At 68.3% G+C, this 18,515-nt stretch carries 12 protein-coding genes; 2 read left to right on the top strand and 10 right to left on the bottom strand.

Annotated features, from left to right (window positions below):
• Nucleotides 1–23 precede the first annotated feature (23 nt).
• A complete protein-coding gene (locus ACQPYZ_RS06850) occupies nucleotides 24–911 on the bottom strand; it encodes a helix-turn-helix domain-containing protein (protein ID WP_433166379.1) in 888 nt (295 codons plus the stop codon).
• Between the two features lie 182 nt (nucleotides 912–1,093).
• On the opposite strand from ACQPYZ_RS06850, the gene ACQPYZ_RS06845 reads away from it, so the two are divergent.
• On the top strand, nucleotides 1,094–2,167 hold the full coding sequence (locus tag ACQPYZ_RS06845; RefSeq protein ID WP_433166378.1) for a CobW family GTP-binding protein: 1,074 nt from the start codon (nucleotides 1,094–1,096) through the stop codon (nucleotides 2,165–2,167).
• Here the strand turns inward: ACQPYZ_RS06845 and ACQPYZ_RS06840 are convergent.
• The 4 genes from ACQPYZ_RS06840 to ACQPYZ_RS06825 form a co-directional block, all read right to left on the bottom strand.
• Entirely contained in the window at nucleotides 2,164–2,859 is a 696-nt protein-coding gene (locus ACQPYZ_RS06840; RefSeq protein WP_433166376.1) for a maleylpyruvate isomerase N-terminal domain-containing protein, read from the bottom strand. The two genes, ACQPYZ_RS06845 and ACQPYZ_RS06840, sit on opposite strands and share 4 nt — an antisense overlap.
• Before the next feature lie 72 nt (nucleotides 2,860–2,931).
• Complete coding sequence (locus tag ACQPYZ_RS06835) at nucleotides 2,932–3,708, bottom strand: HpcH/HpaI aldolase family protein (RefSeq protein WP_433166374.1); 777 nt, start codon at nucleotides 3,706–3,708, stop codon at nucleotides 2,932–2,934.
• Between the two features lie 13 nt (nucleotides 3,709–3,721).
• Nucleotides 3,722–5,251 carry an acyl-CoA carboxylase subunit beta gene (locus ACQPYZ_RS06830; protein WP_433166372.1) on the bottom strand — a complete coding sequence of 510 codons (1,530 nt, stop codon included), beginning with the start codon at nucleotides 5,249–5,251 and terminating at the stop codon, nucleotides 3,722–3,724.
• A gap of 7 nt (nucleotides 5,252–5,258) precedes the next feature.
• Complete coding sequence (locus ACQPYZ_RS06825; protein ID WP_433166371.1) at nucleotides 5,259–6,422, bottom strand: acyl-CoA dehydrogenase family protein; 1,164 nt, start codon at nucleotides 6,420–6,422, stop codon at nucleotides 5,259–5,261.
• Between the two features lie 54 nt (nucleotides 6,423–6,476).
• Between ACQPYZ_RS06825 and ACQPYZ_RS06820 the strand changes: the two genes are divergently transcribed.
• A complete protein-coding gene (locus tag ACQPYZ_RS06820; protein ID WP_433166369.1) occupies nucleotides 6,477–6,881 on the top strand; it encodes a MerR family transcriptional regulator in 405 nt (134 codons plus the stop codon).
• Between the two features lie 638 nt (nucleotides 6,882–7,519).
• Here the strand turns inward: ACQPYZ_RS06820 and ACQPYZ_RS06815 are convergent.
• The 5 genes from ACQPYZ_RS06815 to ACQPYZ_RS06795 all read right to left on the bottom strand — a co-directional run bounded on the left by ACQPYZ_RS06815 (nucleotide 7,520) and on the right by ACQPYZ_RS06795 (nucleotide 18,474).
• Nucleotides 7,520–8,509 (bottom strand): PD-(D/E)XK nuclease family protein, encoded by a 990-nt coding sequence (locus tag ACQPYZ_RS06815; RefSeq protein ID WP_433166368.1) that lies wholly within the window; start codon nucleotides 8,507–8,509, stop codon nucleotides 7,520–7,522.
• Nucleotides 8,506–13,989, bottom strand: a complete 5,484-nt coding sequence (locus ACQPYZ_RS06810) for a DEAD/DEAH box helicase (protein ID WP_433166366.1) — start codon at nucleotides 13,987–13,989, stop codon at nucleotides 8,506–8,508. The genes ACQPYZ_RS06815 and ACQPYZ_RS06810 overlap by 4 nt, the downstream gene beginning before the upstream one ends.
• A gap of 19 nt (nucleotides 13,990–14,008) precedes the next feature.
• A complete protein-coding gene (locus ACQPYZ_RS06805) occupies nucleotides 14,009–14,929 on the bottom strand; it encodes a hypothetical protein (protein WP_433166364.1) in 921 nt (306 codons plus the stop codon).
• Nucleotides 14,919–16,997, bottom strand: coding sequence for a hypothetical protein (locus ACQPYZ_RS06800; RefSeq protein WP_433166363.1), 2,079 nt, complete (start codon nucleotides 16,995–16,997; stop codon nucleotides 14,919–14,921). The genes ACQPYZ_RS06805 and ACQPYZ_RS06800 overlap by 11 nt, the downstream gene beginning before the upstream one ends.
• 457 nt (nucleotides 16,998–17,454) lie before the next feature.
• Nucleotides 17,455–18,474, bottom strand: a complete 1,020-nt coding sequence (locus ACQPYZ_RS06795; protein WP_433166362.1) for a NaeI family type II restriction endonuclease — start codon at nucleotides 18,472–18,474, stop codon at nucleotides 17,455–17,457.
• Nucleotides 18,475–18,515: the final 41 nt, after the last annotated feature.

The following is an 18,515-nucleotide window of genomic DNA, read 5'->3' as shown; positions in this document are numbered from 1 at the left end:
TTAAGTTTCCGGGGATTGACAGTTCACTTCGGCCAGGCCCAGCGGAAGCCGTAGCGGCCGGGTCCGAAGTTGAGGACGACCCCGTGCACCTCGGTGTCGACGCCGACCGGCCGGACGAGCTCGTCATCGTCGTCCAGCTGCGAGAACACGCTGCACTCCACCGGCAGCCGCCCGGGGTCGAAGCACACCTCCAGCACGAACTCACGCACCGGCAGGCGGAACTTGCGCTCGTAGTTCGTCTCCGGCGGGTACGGCGCCACGTTCACCAACTCGTGCTCGGTGATCACCGTCTCGCCCTTGCGCAGCGGGCGGTCGAAGAGCAGCTCCGCGACCAGGAGCCCGTCCGCGGGACGGCGTACGGTCCGGCCCAGGTGGCAGTGGCGGAGTGGGCGGATGGCCGGCAGCGGGCGGTCGTGCTCGTCGAGGTGCATGATCACCACCCAGCGATCCGGGCCGTCCGCCTCGGCACGGAGTACCTGGCGGGAGTGGTACGACCGCTCGCCGCCTTCCGGACCGATGAACACCCGGTCGTGCTGACTGATCCGGGTCAGCCGCTCGTCCCACCGGATGTCGACACCGCTGACCGCATCCTCGACCGCGTCGGGCCGCGGCCAGTACGCCGCCACCTCGGGCCGGTCCGGGACCGTGCTCAGCCAGCGTCCACGGCGTCGCGGCGGACCGAGCGACGCGGACAACGTCCCGGCCGGCACCTCGAGCACCGACTCCAGCAGCTCGACGGCGGCGAGCGAGTCCCGCCGCTCCGGCCGCGACCGGCCCGACTGCCAGTAACTCAACGTCGCCAGGCTGACGGACACGCCCTGCGCCAGCAGACGCTCACGGATCCGGTCGAGTCCGAGGCCCCGCGCCTGGATGGCCGCGCGCAACACGTCGGCGAACTCCCGCTCACCCATCCCACACCTCCGGCCGATCCCCACTCCGGACCCTAGGCAGGCGACCGGTCTCCGGCCAGTCCTCGAGCCCTTAACTGTTAACAGCCGATTCCGCGCGAGGTCGGGAAATTTCCCGGCCTGACGGGAAAGACATCCGCCACCCCATCTGGACTGATGAAAACCGTTTTCATATACTCATCCCCATGACCGCCCACCCGAAGGTTCCGCTGTCCCTGTTGGCCGGCCTGTCGACGACGTTGCGCGAGCCGGTGCTGAAGACGATGCTGGACGCGACCACCGTGGCCGTGGTGGTCGATCAGGACGAGTTGCCCGGGCGGGGCGTGCTGTCCTGGCGGGTGCTCGATGCGTCCGGCCCGATCGACGCCGGTGAATTCACCGTGGGGGACGACTGCGGAGCGTGTCAGCTGATCGAGTCGCTGCTGCCGCTGCTCGAGACCCTGGTCGCACGGCAGCAGTGGGATCACGTCGTCCTGGCCGCTCCGCCGGCGATGGAGGCCCGTCCGCTCGCGAGCGCGTTGGTGGCGACCCTGCCCGAGGTCGTGGTCGACACGGTCACCTGCGTGGTCGACGCCGTACTGCTGGTCGAGCAGCTGTCCGGTGACGAGCTGCTGGACGAGCGCGGACTGGCGCTCGGGCCACCTGACCGGCGCAACGTCGCCGAGCTGACCGCACGGCAGATCGAGTACGCCGACGTGTGCGTGCTGGCCAACGCACACCGCAGCAACGCACCGGAGCGGCTGCACAACCTCCTGGTTCACCTCAATCCGCGGACCACGGTCGTCGCCGCCGATCCGGACGGCGTACCGACCGGTCCGGTCGCGCGGACGGGACTGTTCGACCACGAGGCGGCCGAGGCGTGGGCGGGTGAGCTGGCGTCGTCCGACCGGGTGCAGCCGAGTGGGGACGGCGTGACGACGGTGCTGTGGCGGTCGACCCGACCGCTGCACCCTGCCCGGCTGAACGACGCCCTCGAGGACATCGTGGACGGCGTCGTCCGCAGCCGTGGGGTCGTCTGGCTGGCCAACCGGCCGACGCAGCGGGTGCGCTGGGAGTCCGCCGGGTACAGCGCGTCCCTCGGCACGCTCGGCGAGTGGTCCGACACCGAGCACCTCGCCGAGTGCACGGTGGTCGCGACCGGTATGGGCCTGGATCCCGCGCGGTTGCAGGCGATCCTGGACGCCTGCCTGCTGACCGAGTCCGAGCTCGCCGCGATGAACTGGCAGGACCTGGAGGACCCGTTCGCCGGGGTGCTCTAACCGAGGAGCGGCAGGCGGTCGGCGTACGGGCCGAGCATGTCGAGGTCGTCCTCGTCGAGCGGCACCCGGCCGGTCGCCTTCAGCACGTACGTCGTGGTGTCCCAGCCGATCACGTCCCACGCCTCCGGGCCGAACAGGCCGTCCAGCGTCCGCGCGGTCACCTGCAGTCCTTCCGGATCCGGCTCCGGCGCGTCCGGCAGGTCGACGGTCAGGTCGAGGTGGTGGACCGTTGCCTCCAGCACCAAGGTGGCCACGAAGTCGGTCGCACGCAGGACGTGCCCCTGCGTCTCCACCCGCCGGCCCTTGTCCGCGAGGCCGGCCGTAGCCGCGCGAGCGGCGGCCTCGGACACCTCACGCCAGTGCTGCACCAGGGCAGCCGGCCTCCGGTACGCCGACGCCACCGTCCGGTCGAAGTACGTGTCGCCGTCCGCGCCGGGTGGGAAGTCACGCCAGTAGGTGACGAAGTCCCGGTCCGGTACGGCGGTGGCCGGGCTGGCGAACCCCGTCAGCGCACGCTGGGCGTCGTACAGCAGGTGGACCAGCAGCGGCCCGACCGCCAGCCCCTCGCACCGGGTCGGCCGGTCGAAGTCGGCGTCGCTCAGACCCTGCACGGTCTCGGTCACCCGGCCGTACGTCCGGCCCAGGGTCGCGGCCAGCCGCAGCGGCAGTGCCCCTCGCTCAGGTGCCCTCATCGCAAGCCTCCTCGGTGCAGCGTTCGGGCGCGGTCCTCTCCGAACCTAACCCGGGAGCGGCTCGGAGTCTTCCTACGACCGGGCGGCCTTCAGATGCGCCGCGGCGGCGTCCTCCAGGTGGGTGAGGTCGGAGGCAACGGTCGCGAACGTGTACCCCTGGCCGAGTCGTCGCTGCGCGGTGTCGCCGTCGGAGGTGTGGATGCCGGCCGCGATCCCCGCGTCCCGGGCGGTCCGCGCGATCAGCTCGACCGCCTCCTCGAACGGCCCTTCGACCTCCGGGTCACCCGGGAACCGCGCGCCGACGGACAGTCCGAGATCCGACGGACCGACGTACACCCCGTCCAGGCCGGGCGTCGCACAGATCTCCGCGACGTTCTTCAGCCCGAGCGGCGTCTCGATCATCGCCAGTACGACGGTCGCCGCGTCGGCGTCGGCCGGGACCGGACCGACCCGGAGGGCCGACCGCATCGGCCCGTACGAGCGGACGCCGGCCGGCGGGTACTTCGCCGCCCGCACCGCCCGGGTGACGTCGTCGGAGCTGTCCACGAGCGGCACGATCACGCCGAGCGCGCCGGCGTCCAGCGCCCGCCCGATCGGCGTCGGGTGGTTCGCCTCGACCCGCACCAGCCCGACCGACCCGCTGCCGCCGAGCGCTGCGCCCGCGTCGACGGCGAGCAGGCCGTGCAGCAGACCCTGATACCCGAGCAGGCCGTGCTGGCCGTCGAGCACGACGTAGTCGTACCCCAGCCGGGCAATGCGTTCGGTCGCCACCGGCGCGTCCATCACCACCCAGTAGCCGATCAGCTTCTCCCGGGACCGGATCCTGTTCGCGAAATCGTGTGCGCTCACGGGCCGACCCTAGCTACACGGGCGGTACGCCGTGGCGGCGGTGGGAGAACGTCCGGTCCTTGGACTGGGCCGCGGCCAGGCGGGCGATCAGGTCGTCGCGGAGGTCCTCCGGCTCGACGATCGCGTCGATGACCAGATCCGCGGCCAGGCGGAGGATGTCGATGTCGGTCTCGTACTCCTCGCGCAGGCGGGAGACGTACTCGACCCGCTCGGTCTCGTCGGCGATCTCCTGGATCTTGTTGTAGTACACGGCGTTGATGGCCGCCTCCGGACCCATCACCGCGATCTTCGCGGTCGGCAGCGCGACGCAGGCGTCCGGCGAGAAGCCGGGACCACACATCGCGTAGAGGCCGGCGCCGTACGCCTTGCGGACGATCACGGACACCGTCGGCACGGTCGCCTCGGACACCGCGGTGATCATCTTCGCGCCGTGCCGGATGATGCCGGCCCGCTCCACCTCGCTGCCGATCATGAAGCCTGGAACGTCGCACAGGTACACCAGCGGCACGTTGAACGCGTCGCACAGCCAGATGAACCGGGCCGCCTTGTCCGCCGAGTCGACGAACAGCACCCCGCCCTTCACAGCCGGCTGGTTCGCCACGATGCCGACCACCTGACCGGCCAGCAGCCCGAACCCGGTCATGAGCTCCGGCGCGTACGACGGCTTGAGCTCGAAGAACGTGTCCGCGTCGACCACGGCGTCGATCACGTCGTGGATGTCGAAACCGACACTCTCCTCGGCCGGCACCAGGTCCCGGGTGAAGTCGCGGGCCGCCGGCGAGGCGTCGTACGACGGCGGCCTCGACTGCCACGAACCGGGCAGGTAGGAGAAGTACTGCTTGGCCAGCTCGATCGCCTCGGCGTCGTCGGCGGCGAGCAGGTCACCGCAGCCGGACACGGTGGTGTGCATCCGGGCGCCGCCCATCTCCTCCAGCGTCACCTTCTCGCCGACCACCATCTCGGCCATCCGCGGCGAGCCCAGGTACATCGAGGCGTTGCCGTCGACCATGATCACCAGGTCGCAGAACGCCGGGATGTAGGCCCCGCCGGCCGCGGACGGGCCGAACAGGCAGCAGATCTGCGGCACCTTGCCGGACAACGCGACCTGGTTGTGGAAGATCCGCCCGGCACCGCGACGGCCGGGGAACAGCTCCACCTGGTCGGTGATCCGCGCGCCGGCCGAGTCGATCAGCCAGAAGACCGGCAGCTCGTCCCGGATCGCCACCTCGGTGACCCGGACGATCTTCTCCACCGTCCGGGCGCCCCACGATCCCGCCTTCACGGTCGGGTCGTTGGCGACGATCAGCGCCGGCCGCCCGTCGACCAGCGCGCGGCCGGTGACCACGCCGTCGGCCGGCAACCCGGCCTTCAGCGCGTTCGCCAGCTGCGCGTCCTCGACGAAGCTGCCCTCGTCGACCAGCAACGCGATCCGGTCCCGGACATAAAGCTTGTTCTGTGACGCGAGCTTGGCCGCCGCCTTCTCCGGCGGCGCGAGAGTCGCCTCACGCGCGACTTTGACCTCGGTCCAGTGGTCGTGGGTCATGCGGTCATCATTCCACCGGGAGGCCGAGGCTTCGGGCGATCAGCATGCGCTGGACCTCCGACGTACCCTCGCCGATCTCGAGGATCTTGGCGTCGCGGTAGAAGCGGGTGACCGGGTACTCCTCCATGAAGCCGTAGCCGCCGAACACCTGGGTCGCGATCCGGGTCGCTGTCACCGCGGACTCGGTCGCGTACAGCTTCGCCACCGACGCGGCCTGCTTGAAGTCGGCCGTCGACGCGCCCGCGTCCTTCAGCGCGGCCGCTCGGTAGACCAGCAGCTCGGCCGCGTCCGCCATCACCTTCAGGTCCGCGATCTGGAAGGCGACCCCCTGCTTGCGGCCGATCGGAACGCCGAACGTCTTCCGCTCACCGGCGTACTGGACCGACAACTCCAGGCACGCCCGGATGCAGCCGAGGGCGACCGCGGCGATCGCGACCCGCCCGTCGTCCAGGGTGGCGAGGAACTGCGCAAACCCCTTGCCGCGCTCACCGAGCAGGTTGTCCTCCGGCACCCGGCAGTTCACGAACGACAGCGGGTGGGTGTCGCTCGCGTGCCAGCCGAGCTTGTCGTACGCCGCCTCCGCGACGAAGCCCGGCGTACCGGCCGGGACGATGATCGTGGAGATCTCCGCCTTGCCGTCCGGCTTCTCACCGGTCCTGGCGGTGACCGTGACGCAGGACGTCATGCTGGAGCCCGAGTTGGTGATGAACTGCTTCGCGCCGTCGATCACCCACTCGCCGCCGTCGAGCACCGCGCGCGTCTTGGTCGCACCCGCGTCCGACCCGGACTCCGGCTCGGTCAGGCCGAACCCGGCCAGCTTGGTCCCGGCCACCAGATCGGGCAGCCAGGTCGCCTTCTGCTCGTCGGTGCCGAACGTGAGGATCGGATTGATCCCGAGCCCGACCGCCGCCTCGAGCGTGATCCCCATCGACTGGTCGACGCGGGAGATCTCCTCGATCGCGACGCACAGACTGGTGAAGTCGCCGCCGGAACCGCCGTACTCCTCGGGGGCGGTCAGCCCGAACAGCCCCAGCCGGCCCATCTTCTGCACGACCTCCACCGGGAAGTAGTGCTTGCGGTCCCACTCCGCGGCGTGCGGGGCGATCTCCGCCTCGGCGAAGTCGCGCACGCTGTGGCGGAACTCGCGGTGCTCCTCGGACAGTTCGAACATGACGGCACTCCCTCGTGCTTGACGCTTACGTAAACGTAAAGCACGCTGGGATGCGTGCACAAGCCCGCGCATACCTGGTCGATCGCCGAACTGGCCGCCGAGTACGACGTCACCCTGCGCACGATCCGGTTCTACGAGGACCGCGGCCTGCTCGCCCCCGAGCGCCGCGGCACCGTCCGCGTCTACCACCCCCGCGACCGCGTCCGCCTCGGCCTGATCCTCCGCGGCAAACGCCTCGGCTTCTCCCTCGACGAGATCGCCACCATCGTCGACATGTACGACGCCGAGCCCGGCGAGGAAGGCCAACTCGTCTACCTCCTCGACCAGATCACCACCCGCCGAGCCGCCCTCGAACAACGCCGCCAAGACATCGACCAAACCCTTCAAGAACTCGCCGACGTAGAAGCCCGCTGCAAGGCCGACCTCGAAGCCCTTCGCAGCCGCCCCGTCAGCCACTGACAGCTGGCCGAGCGACCTCGAGGATCCCCAGCAACCGTTGGCCGACTCAATCCTCGAGCCGAGCAGCACCGAGTGGTCTCCACGACGCACGGCGTGGAGACGACAACAGAACACTGGTGGCGCGAAGGGGGGCACAGGACTGTGCTCGGCAAGCTGCCGAACAATGTCCTATGGGAAGGTCGGTCGGCCCGCCATGTGGCGGAAGTTGGCACAGAGCAGACCTAAGGGCTATTCACACGGCGGAGCCGGACCGTTGTGCTGGTCGATGATCCGCACGGCAGAGGTCCGTGTTGAAGCGACGGGCTTGAGCAGCGTCCACCGCCGGGCTGAGGCCAACCATGTCCCGGCCGGCGATGCGTCGACGCGCTCAGTCGTCCCAGCTCCGGTCGCCTGACGGCTCATTGACAGGGTATCTGAGGAAAGCACAGGCGGCGGATTGCCTTCGCAGGAACGTCGATGTTCTACGGCACGCGCGTCTGAACTGGGTAGGTCCAGATCGTTACGTTAGTCGAGTCGAGTGAGGATGCTACCGCCGGCGGTTTCGTCGCCACGGTCCATAGGCTGCATTCTGGGCGGGAAGGCCCACCGGCAGGCCTAGGCCGCTGTATCGGACTGCGAGGGCTCCACAGCAATCACGGTCATTCCGACAATGTGCCGACGCCGCCGGCACTCAGGCGCCGCCATCGCCATAGGGCCACGCGATCCGCGCCTACCCCGACATGGTGCACGCGAACCAGGCGTAGCATTTGTCCGGGCGTGGCAGCAGCGATCAGGTCGGTCGGTATGCCACTTGCCCAGGCGCGGCCAGCCAAGCCCTCCAACAAGACTGCGGCAACGCCGGTAGTCGCCTCCTCGACACGTACGACTGCCCCCTCTAAAGCATCGGTATTTCGCCACCTCATTGCGACCTCCCAGTGAGGTTCGCACTCTAATCGCCGGGCGCAGAATTGGCAGGCCTCCCGACTCGGCTTAGCGTGTGATGGATTGGCAGCACGGGCCATTGCCAGAGCGCCGCGGGCATCTCGCAGCGTCTCCTTGGTAATGGGCACGTCGATCCGGCCGCGGTTCAAACTGAACACTTCTACTCGTGCAGGCAGGTCGCCGTATATCTTCTCGATTAGGTGGGCGTAGAGCGTTAGCTGGAACTGCACCCACTCCGGCAATCCCTCATCCAGCAGGGTCTGGGTCTTGAGATCGACGACTACGATGTCATCGCCCAGAAGCAACAGGTCGAGTTGACCACGCAACCTCAAGTCGTCGTCCTGAAGCTTCACCTCGGAGAGGACTTGGGCAGGCATCCGTTGGCCGATCAGGTCGACGAGCGACATGCCGCGTGCCACGAGCCGGGCACGGGATACACGCCAACTCGACGGTGGCCCACCGGGAAGTTCGGCGGCGCAGGCATCGGCCGCCTCTGCGAGCGCCGCCTTAGGGTCGCCTGCCCGGTATCCCTCTGCGCGGATCCATCGCTCCAGCGCACGGTGAGCCAGCGTGCCCGTGTTGACCTCCTGGTCGGTGGCTGCACCCGGGCCATTGCCTGCTACGGGCTGCACCGAGGCAGGACACTCGATCAGGCGCCAGGCGCGGGAGGGTGAAAGCCAGCCAGCGCCGACGCTCGGCTGGTTCATACGCTACCGCCGATATCGTCGCAGAGCTGGAACACCCTGCCGGGGTCGCGGTCGAGGGTGATGTCATCGACGAAGACCACGCCGCCGATGCCCTGTTCTTCAACCTCGACCTGGGCGAGCGCATCGGCCAAGCGATTAGTCATGAAGTTGCCTTCGGATGCCTCCAAGGCGTGCCGGACGATCACGACATGGTCGCCGAGGCGTGGGTGCCGGAACCGGGCGGCACCAGGGACGCTGGTCAGCACCGTGGCGCCGTAGCCGTGCGCCCATGCCGCGAGCGCCGCCTGCAGACGCTGCTCGTCGACGGCGAAGGTTCCATGCCGAAGCACGTGGAGCAGGTCGCGTGCCAGACGCCAGTCGAGCAGCGCGTGGTACGACATGTTCCCGTAGTCGCGCAGGCACTTGTAGCAGGACGCCGAACAGACGCTGGCGTGGTCGTCCTCCGCCAACCGGCCGAGGTAGTGCTCGACGGCATCTAGGAGGGTCGGCAGCACGTCGTCCCGCCCAAGATGGGTAGAGAACCCCGCCCCGTTCTCTAGGGTGTCGGCGATGAAGGCATAGGGCGCGGGCTCGTTGTTGGCGGCCAAGCCCGCGAAGATACCGGCAACAAGCTCGAGCGGCTCGATGTCGAGCTCGGACGCCGCGACCTTGCGGAGCAGGAACGCCAGCGAATACCAAGCGGCGCGCCGACCGTCGGTGAGCTCGCTGACCCCGTAGGGCTGGAGACCAGCCGAGAAGTTCAGCCGCAACCCCTCACTCGGGAGCGTGCCCGTCTGCGGACCCAGGAAGAGGAAGTCGGTCGGCTGCACCGCACCGAGCGCGACCTCAAACGGATCGCCCGTGACGACCGTCGGCGGAAGGACCCCCTTCTCGACTGCCTCGACCGCGACGTAACCGCCCCAGTTAAGGTTGTCGGTCGCTGCCGCCTTGAAGGCGAAGAGTTTGCCGCCGTTGTCATTGATCACGAACCGGCGCCCCGGGCCGCTGTAAGCGGAGGCGGGTCCCAGGCTCGTCTGGTGGAGCTGGCTGAGGTCAGCGAGGGCGCGGGCTGCCATAGCCCGTGGCGACCAGGAGAAGTTGCCGTCGAAGTCACGCTGGCCTGCGGCGCGGAAACCGAGGGGCTCACGGAGCGGCATCCGGGCGAAGCCTTCAGGACCGTAGCCGCACTGCGGACATGTCGCGATGTCGCCCAGGTCCTCATCCGACAGGAACGAGCACGACCGGCAGAGATAGATAGTCCGGTCGATGCCGAGGGCGTCCATCGTCGGGTGCCGCGGCCGGCGGCCGACTGGCTCGAACGCAGCCACGCCCACGGCGGTATGGACCCGGCCGTCCCGCACCACCTCGCTCATCGGGGCGAACTGGCTGGCCGCCATCGCGAGGTCACGGTCGATGACGTCGGCCGGCGGCCAGGGGTACGTCCGGAACGGGCGCCTCAGATACAGGTAGCGGACGCTGGTCGGGAAGCCGAACATCGGCAGAACGCCGTGTTCCGCGAGGCGCTGGCTGAGCTCGTCGTGGCCGACGGAACCCGGACCGGCTGCCCGATCAATCACGGCCGGGAGCTCGGAGGCGCAGGCATTCGCCAGCGCTACTGAGTCCGTCGCGAGGGGCGTCCGGTCGGCCAGTGCGTCGGCGGTGCTGCGCACCAGGTCACGGTTGTCGAGCAGCCACTGCTCTAGGTGCGGGCGGGCGTCTGTCCATTCAGCGACCAGGCCGAAGGCACCGTGGACGTTGAGTGTCGGCGTGAACACGCCGCCTCCATCGATGGTCGCCTTCTCCACGTAGGGCATGGCCAGGCGGAGCACCTCGGACCTGAGCGACCGGCCGAAGATCTCGCGGCGGTCCACCGCCAGGTACGGCTCTGGCGTCGGGTCGTTCGTGATCCTGTCGGGCTGGTCGAAGTAGTACTCGTCGTGGCTGCGGCCCCGGCAGACGGTCAGGGCGATGGCTACCGGGTTTCCGCGACGACCGGCGCGTCCGACGCGCTGCTGGTAGTTGAACCGCGTCGGCGGCATGTTGCCCAGCACGACTGCCGACAGGGCGCCGATATCGACGCCGGCCTCCATCGTCGTCGTCACGCTGAGAAGGTCGATACCGTCGGCCGACGGCACCTCGGCGTGTTGTCCCGTGCTGAGGAAGACGCCTTGGAACCGCGCCTGGCGTGCCTGGGCATCGATGCGGTCGGTCTGGCCGGTGAGTTCCTCGCAGTTGAAGCGGAACCGCCCGGCGTTCCGGACTGCCTTCCAGCCGTAGTAGTCGCTCTCGGGCTCGATCGGGACGCCGTTCGTCGGCAGGGTGCGCCCGCAGTGGGTGCAGTAGCCGCACCCTCTCGTCAGGTGCAGTCGTCCGCAGGTGCCGCACGCCCAGCCCAGTTCGCCTGCCCGGCGGAGTACGACGCGGTCTGGGTCGATGAGGTAGTCGCGGACGGTGGTGCCGCAGCGGGTCAGGAAGATGCCGCGGAGTTCGGCCTCGCTCGGTCCGCCGTCACGCTCGATGGCGCGCCAGAAGTTGCGGAGCTGCCGTGGCGGCTCCGGGCGCGGCGACCTGAGTCCGTCGAAGCGGCGCAGGTCGGCCAGCACACGAAGGCTGGCGCGCGTGTAGGCGAAGTCGGATACGGGCGAGATGTTGATCGGGTCGCTGTCGTCGCTGAGAGCGAGCCAGCCGAGCCCCAGCGACTCGAAGTCACGGCCGGCGCCCGAGAACAGTCCTTCGAGTACTTCCTCAAGCAGCGAGTGATTGACGTCGGCCCGGAGCGCCTCCTGCTCTGCGGAGAGGTTGGCGCGCGGGATTGGAGGATTGGCATCCCAGTCGTACAGGCTGGTCCACTTGCGCTCGTTGGAGGTGAACCCCAGGCTGGCGTGCGGCCCGCCTGGGTTCAGGCCCATGCTGAGCAGTTGCCCGGCGATGGCTCCCGACGACGCGGCGATGCTGGGGCCTCGATCCAACCGTGCGGTGAGGCCCGGCTCGTCGTCCGGGTTCGTGCCGGGGCGCTCATCCCAGATGTCACGCAACTGGTCGAAGACGGCGGCGTCCCGCTTCTCCAGCCGGTCTACCGCTGCCCAGGATTCGGCCGACCGTTCCCGGTTGACGAAGTGCGCCTTCGCGAGGGCCACGTCGGCCGAGGCGTCGCCGAGGGCTGCCATCTGGCTGTGGAGCAGCAGGCGGAGGAGGTCCTGGTAGTGGCGCAGGCCGAGCCCAGAGGACAGCTTGGCGGCGTCCTGGCGGCTGTCAGTGAACATGATCAGCTTGCGGTCGTCGGCAGCCAGGTCGGTGGCAAGCTCAGTCGTCAGGACCTGGTTGATCTTCTCAAAACCGGTCCGCATGCCTCGGATCGGTGAGCGCTGGGTCAGCGGGTCGGTGTGCGGAAGACGCTGCCCTCCCCGTCCGTATTGGATCTCCCAGTCGTCGCCGCAGGAGGGGCACTGGGTCGGGTACGGGCTGATCGTCGCCGGGTCACGGCGTGCCCTCGCCGCAGGCGGGACGAAGGCGTGGAAAGTCCAGCCGGTGTGGCCGCCCTGAGTGCCGACGTTGCGGATACCGCCCGTCGCCGACGTCAGCTCGCTGCGCCGAAACTGATAGCGGACGCGGTTGTTGTCGCGGCTCCAGTCGCTGTGGTCGAGCGCGTCAAGGCCCGCAGCCGGGTTGGGCCAGTACACGAGATAGTTGTTGGCGGTGCGTTCCAGCCGGACCTGGTCCGGGAGCTTGGCGAGCTCCGGCACGTCTGCCAGGAGCAGCGTGTCGACCCGGGCCGACTGCGCCTGACCCTCCGGTGTGAAGCCGCCGAGGAGCACGTCCCCGCAGTTCTGGCAATAGAGCAGCTCCAGGACGCGGGAACCGCAAACGCACCGGGTCGTGGGCTCGGAGTAGAGACGGCCGACGGCACGCGGCTCGTCGCTCTCTGGCGCTGCCGAGCAGTTGGGATCGCTGCATGCCCAGACTCCCGGCACGTTGCGGAAGAAGTAGTGGGCGCGCACCTTGGGGTCGCTGTCCTGCGGGCTGGCCGCGAGCGCGGTGAGCACCTTGGTGAGAGCAGTCTCGGCATTAGCCGGTGCTGTGTCGGGGAACACCCGCTCCGCCAGGTCGCTCAAGGGGCGGGAAACCGCCTTTTCGCTACCGTCCTCCTCTTCGTCGAGGAAGGCGCGGCGGAGCGTGTCGGTCAAGCCTTCCTGCCGGGCGACATCACCTGCCGTGTCGCCCTCAGCGGCGAGAACGGCCGTGACGTGCGCTGCCGTGCCTGCGGGCGCTGACGCGGGCATGGCGAGACTGCCAGGTACGAACTCGAAGCTCGCAGCAGCCACGCCGAAGAACTCCTCGAGGTACTGCTGGTCCCGCTCGGCGTCGATCGAGGCCGAAGCCGCGAGTACGCGCAGCTGGTCCGGCCGCTCGGTAAGCCCGAGCCGCTGCTTGAGGTTCCGCAGCAGGTAGGCAACCTCGGTGCCAGCCGTGCCCCGATACATGTGCAGCTCGTCGACGACCAAGGTGAAGCGGTGATCCGGGCTGGCGTCGAGCCAGGCCCGGGTCGAGTCGAAGAAGTGGCTGTCCCGGTCGCGGAGCAGCATCACGTTGAGCATCGAGTAGTTGGTGACCAGCACGTCCGGCGGTGCGTCGACCATGTCCCAGCGGGAGCGCATCTCGGCCCCGTCGAGGCGAGGCACGAAGTAGCGGACATCGTCGTTGCCGGTCTCGGCGGCAACCTGGGAGGCTCGCACGCCGCGCTGCTCTGTCGCGACGAGCACGTCCCGCAGACGCTCCAGTGCGGTCTCGGTCGTCCGATAGCCGGTGACCGGCGTCGCGCCGGTGTAGCGGCCGAAATAGAAGCGGTGGCCACGGCGGTGGGTGTCGAGCCAACCCCGGACGGCGTCGCTGTCCAGCGCCCGGCGCATACGCATCAGCTGGTCATCGACCAGCGCGTTCATCGGGTAGAGCACCAGGGCGCGCACCGCCTTGGGGCGGCCGGCCTCCCCATCGCGCTGGGAAGCGAACTCCGACCCGGAGGCACGCCACCACGGATCGAAGGGAGCGGGTCCCCCGCCCCAGCCAGCGGACTCGGCGAGCAGCGACCCGAGTACGGGAAGCAGGAACGACTCGGTCTTGCCGGAGCCTGTGCCAGCGGTGACGATCATGTTCCGGCCATGCGTCAGACCGGCGGTCAGGGCGTGTTCCTGGTGCAGGTAGAGCGAGCGACCGGACGGGATCAGGCCGCGGCTGGCGAAGTCGGCGAGCTCCTGCGGTGCACCGGCCATAGCGGCAGACTCCGCCAAGGTGCGCTTCGTCGTGACGTACTCCGGCCGCAGCTCGATCAGCGGCAGACGGAACGCGCCGTTGTCTCGATCGAAGAGTGCCCGGCGCTCCTGCTGCAGGCGCTCGTCGGTCAGCCCGAACGGCGTGTCGTAGTACCGGAAGTACGCCTCCCGAAGGCGGTCGAAGGTGCCCATGACGTCCAGCCCACGGCGCACCTCGTCTTCGAGGGAAGCCATCGATACCTCCGGGATGTAATCAGGTGAAGACCGACACCTGTTGCCGAATGGATTTTGCCACCAGCCCGGCGACGTCCTTGGGGACATTGCGGTAAATCGCGGTGCGGGCGAGGTCACCGAACTGGGTGGGAAGCCCGCTGCAGAGCACCAGCGCGCGGGCCTGCAGGGGCGGCAGCGGCGCACCCTGGTCGATGAAGACGGTGCCGATCTCTTCGCCGTCTGCGACCCGCTCCGGCCTCCAGCGGAAGACGTTGATGCCACGGTCGGCACGGTCGAGCAGGATGCCCGTGGCGTGGTCCGTGTGGTACCAGGTGCCGTTCGAGCGGTACCGGTAGCTCGGCCGCCCGTAGACCGAGGTGCGGCACAACCCGTCACCGCTGGGCATGCCGGAGCAGAACCGCACCTCGTCTGCCCACGCCGAAAGGTGCTCAGCCGCGTCACCTCGCGCGGGCGGTGCCGCGTGCGCTCCGAGCGCGATCTGGCGGAGCCCCATGGCGATGCTCCGGGCGGTGCAGCCGACGTACTCGACGCCCGATTCCTCCAGCGAAGTGCGCAGCTCCCCCAGGCTGTCAGCCTGCACGAAGACGGCCGACGGCATGGGCAACGGGCCATCGTGGCGGCTCTCGGGGCGTTCGACATGCACGGAGACGAGCTCTTCTAGCCGGTCGATAAGCCCGACGCGTCGGGTCCCGGCGAGGACCGCCGTTCCACCAGTCGCCGGAAGGAGGGTCGCGACAGCGGGCGCTACCGCCCAGGTACCGCCCTGCCAGTCGATCTCCGCGTGGCCAAGCGCCGAGATGTCCCGCAGCCAGCGCCCTGTTTCGTACGACTTCGGGCTGCGGTCGGCAGCCCGTGCCGCCCAGGCGACGCGCTGGCGAAGGTCGCGGACATGGCCCGAGCCGACTTCGCTCATCCAGGTCAGCAGCACGTCAGCGTCCATCGGCACGCTCCCACGCGGCGACATAGAGCGGCCACAGCCGGTCGGCGGATCGCACGGAGACGGCGGCCTCACTCCAGACGCGGAAGTCGTCAGGTCCCAGCGCCTGGAAGGCCGGTTCGGCGGGCCGCAGGCGAGTCACCTGCCATCCCTTGGAACGCTTCTGCAGCAGCCACGCACCACGGTCCCTGCGGACCTCGAAGTACATGAAGAGGACGCCGGGGGCGAAGGTGGGCAGCGCCGGTTCCTCGAGCGCCGTCAACCGTCCGGAGCGGTCAACCAGCCAGCTCTCGACGGCGCCCCGCCGAATGAGCACGACCTCTGGATCGTCGAGCTCTTCCGTCCAGGCACCGCAGACGTCTCCTCGCTCGTCGGACCGCACCAACTCGCCGTCCTGCCAGGACAGCCCACCCACGCCAGGCGGCTCGTATGCTCCCCCAGAGCCGGGGCGCACCACGAAGGTGAGCGTCTCCCCGTCCGCACCGATGGTGTGGTCGCCTTCCTCATAAGGCCCGAAGCGGCAGAACGGAATCGGAAACATGGACGCGCGGAAGACCTGGCTCCGGTCCCCGTCCAGCACGACCTCGACGTCGCGGGGCTCGGCGCCGACGGGCAGTTCGAGGTCAGGCTCGCCGCCCGCCAGGTAAGTGTTGCGGCTCAGATTGCGGTGGAGCGGAAGCCCGTTGATAAGCCTCGGGCGCGCCGTGGTGCCCAGACGGATGTTAGAGGCGAACGACGCCGGTAGCAGCCGCATCGCCTCCTCCAGGGCGTCGCGATCCGAGAAGCTGACCCCGTAATAGATGGAGTAGCCGTCGAGCATCTCACTCGCGATCTCGTCGCTCATGCGCTTCCAGCCGGAGTCTGCTGCCATCTCGAGGGCGCGCTCGACCAACGGCCGTACCTCGGGTGCTGCGACGAAGACGTGTTCCTCGTACGCCTGAATCGCGTCGACCGACATCCAGCCGCCGGCATCAGCGTTGCCTGCCATGACCAGGAACCGGGCTGGCTGGAACTCCGCCACGCAGAGCCTGCCGCGAGCCGTCAGACCGTGCGTCAGGGCCTCGGGCGCGACTGGCGGCAAGCCCTCCGTCTCGAACATGGAGCTGTAGGGGTCAGGGGTGATGAGCACGCTGAAGTCGGTGCCGCCCGTCGCGCCGCTCAGGATGTCGCTGGGAGCGTCGGACACGGCCGGGATGACCCACCATGCGCTGCCTCGGTCGAGGTCGAAGGCAAGCCGGATCTCAAGCCGCCGCAGCCCTTCTGCCGTGATGACCCTTCCATCCCAGGCCACGGCGAGCTCGTGGATGAGCGGGCGCAGGTAATCCTGGACGTCCGGGTCGTCCAGCACTTCCACGAAGCGGTCGCTGAATCCCTGTGATCGGCGGTGCGTCCAGACCTTCAAGAGGGCCAGGAGCGCCTCAGGGCACGGCACGCCCCGGCGCGTGAGGTGCATGCGGTCGAAGAAACGGGTCAGTGCCGCCCGGTCGCTGCGCCGGATGAGCGCCTGGGACAGCGGATAGCCGATGCGGCTCCGTTCCGGGTTTTCCGGAATCGTCGAGGTACCGAAGGCACCCGCCTGCTCGCCGATCCAGTGGTGGATGCGCTGCCACATCACTGCGACGTCGGTGAAAGCGCCGCGCTCGCGGAGGGAGTGCCGCAGGGATTCGATCTCGGTGTCGGAACCGTCCGGCAGCAGGGCACGGGAGAACCGAATGTAGTAGTTGTGACGTGCGCCCGATGCGTCGCTGCGCATCTCCGAGGCGGCGAGCACGCTGAGGGCGAGCACCGGCAGCGTCGGAGGGGGCCGATCCTGTGTCCCTCGACGCCAGACGGTCTCCACACGAAGCACCTCTGAGAACATCGAGGCTCCGCGACTGATGTCGACCAAGCGTCTCACGGCAGCTGCCAGCGCTCGAACCGGGTCTTCGCCGGGATCAGCGAGACGCCGGAGATCGTCGAGTTCGACGAACATGACGACGGGCTGCCCCTCACGCCCGTCGAAGAATTCGTGGGTAAGCCGCTCCTGCCAGCGCAGATAGTCCGGCGGTAAGCTGAGATCGATAGCTTGCATCAGGCACCGCCAGTCAAGATCACTGCGGTTGAACCGAGACACTGGACTTCCGACGTCGCGAGCACCCCCCGGAGGCGTCTCCTAACGCCGCGATGTCTTTCAATGGCAAATTGCACCGAAGCGCGACCACCTGAGCCAGGGAGCCGGCTGACAGAACAGACAGCGGCAGCAGCCACGAATAATCCTCCCGTAGGTCAGCACACGATCGCGAGTGAGCTTGAGCCCCTGGGGGGATAGGGCAGACTGATGGTAACTGAGCGTGAGACAGACGTCCAGAGCTGCCGACAGCCCACGGCAGGCGTCGGCGGTTTGCCCTACTTGCACTGCGTACCTCGCCGTGAGGGGATTGGGGTCGATACACTCGGAAAGGCTGCGGTCGGCAATCAGCCGGGTTCCCTACGCTGCCTCCGCCACGCATGGCAAATCTGCATCCCCATCGACCTCGGCGATTGACACGTCACCACTCCCCATAGCGCGCGGCACTCTTTGGCAGGTCAGGGGCAGGTTCGACGGGATCGGACTCGTTCGCAAGCGTCCAGCGCGTGCCATCGACTTGGAATGACTTCACGTCTCCAATCGCTGCGCGTTTCAATCGCGCGGCGATCCACTCCCCTTTTACAGGCACAGTAAGTCCCAGCGCCGTCGCAATCTTGGGGTGCATGTCTTGATGGCCGAGCACGATGACCCCTTCGTCGCGGAGCTGGAGACGAGCATCGCGCGCCCGCTTCGGCGCATCGTCCTGCTGCGCAACCGTCAGCACAGTCTGCCGTCCAACTAGCCGCCCTTGAACCTCGCGGAACAGTTGATTCACCCGCTTCTGACCTGAGGTGGGGAACGCGAAGATGCGGGCTCTCACCTCATCCGGGAGGCTGAGAATGAGGTTTGTGGGCAGGTCGGTTTGCAGGCCGCCCCAGAGCCAGTAGACGTCAGTTATATGTTCGGGGTCGATCTTCCGCTTATTGTCGCGGTTGTACGCGCGCACCCGTTGTCCCGTCGCCGTGGCGATCTTCCAGCGGAGAATCTCGTCTGAAATAGTGATGAGGCCAGCTGCCCATTGACTGGTGTCATCGTTGAACCACACCAGCAGCGCGGGACGGTCGGCGCGCCCTGACCGTTCGCCATGATCTGCGCAGACGTACATCTCCATCGGGATCTCCCATCCCCCAAGATCCTTCGAGAATTTGCAGTCCACGTCCATGCTTGCGATACGCCAGTCAAGATCGACACCGTTGTCGATCTTGAATTCCTTGGTCAGGTTGATTTCAACTGCTGTACCGAGATATGTCTTCTCGGTTTTCGATAAGTGCTGGTAGCACCAGCGGCCGGTTCGCTGGCCGTCCATGCACTCGTCGAGCGAGTCGCGCAGGGCCCATCGAAAGCGTTCCCGCGCTTCGTGTTGCCCATCGAACCATTCGACTAGCGGAGCCAACTCAAGCGGCAACTGGGCGAGGTCGCTGCGCAGCCTTAGGACGTTCACTGGACTAGACGCGGCGTGACCCGGTGACGGGTGGGAACAAA

It is taken from the genome of Kribbella sp. CA-247076 (assembly GCF_050942445.1).
Classification (GTDB): domain Bacteria; phylum Actinomycetota; class Actinomycetes; order Propionibacteriales; family Kribbellaceae; genus Kribbella.
The sequence above is the reverse complement of the archived record's forward strand: the minus strand, read 5'-3'. Positions and strand labels throughout refer to the sequence as shown.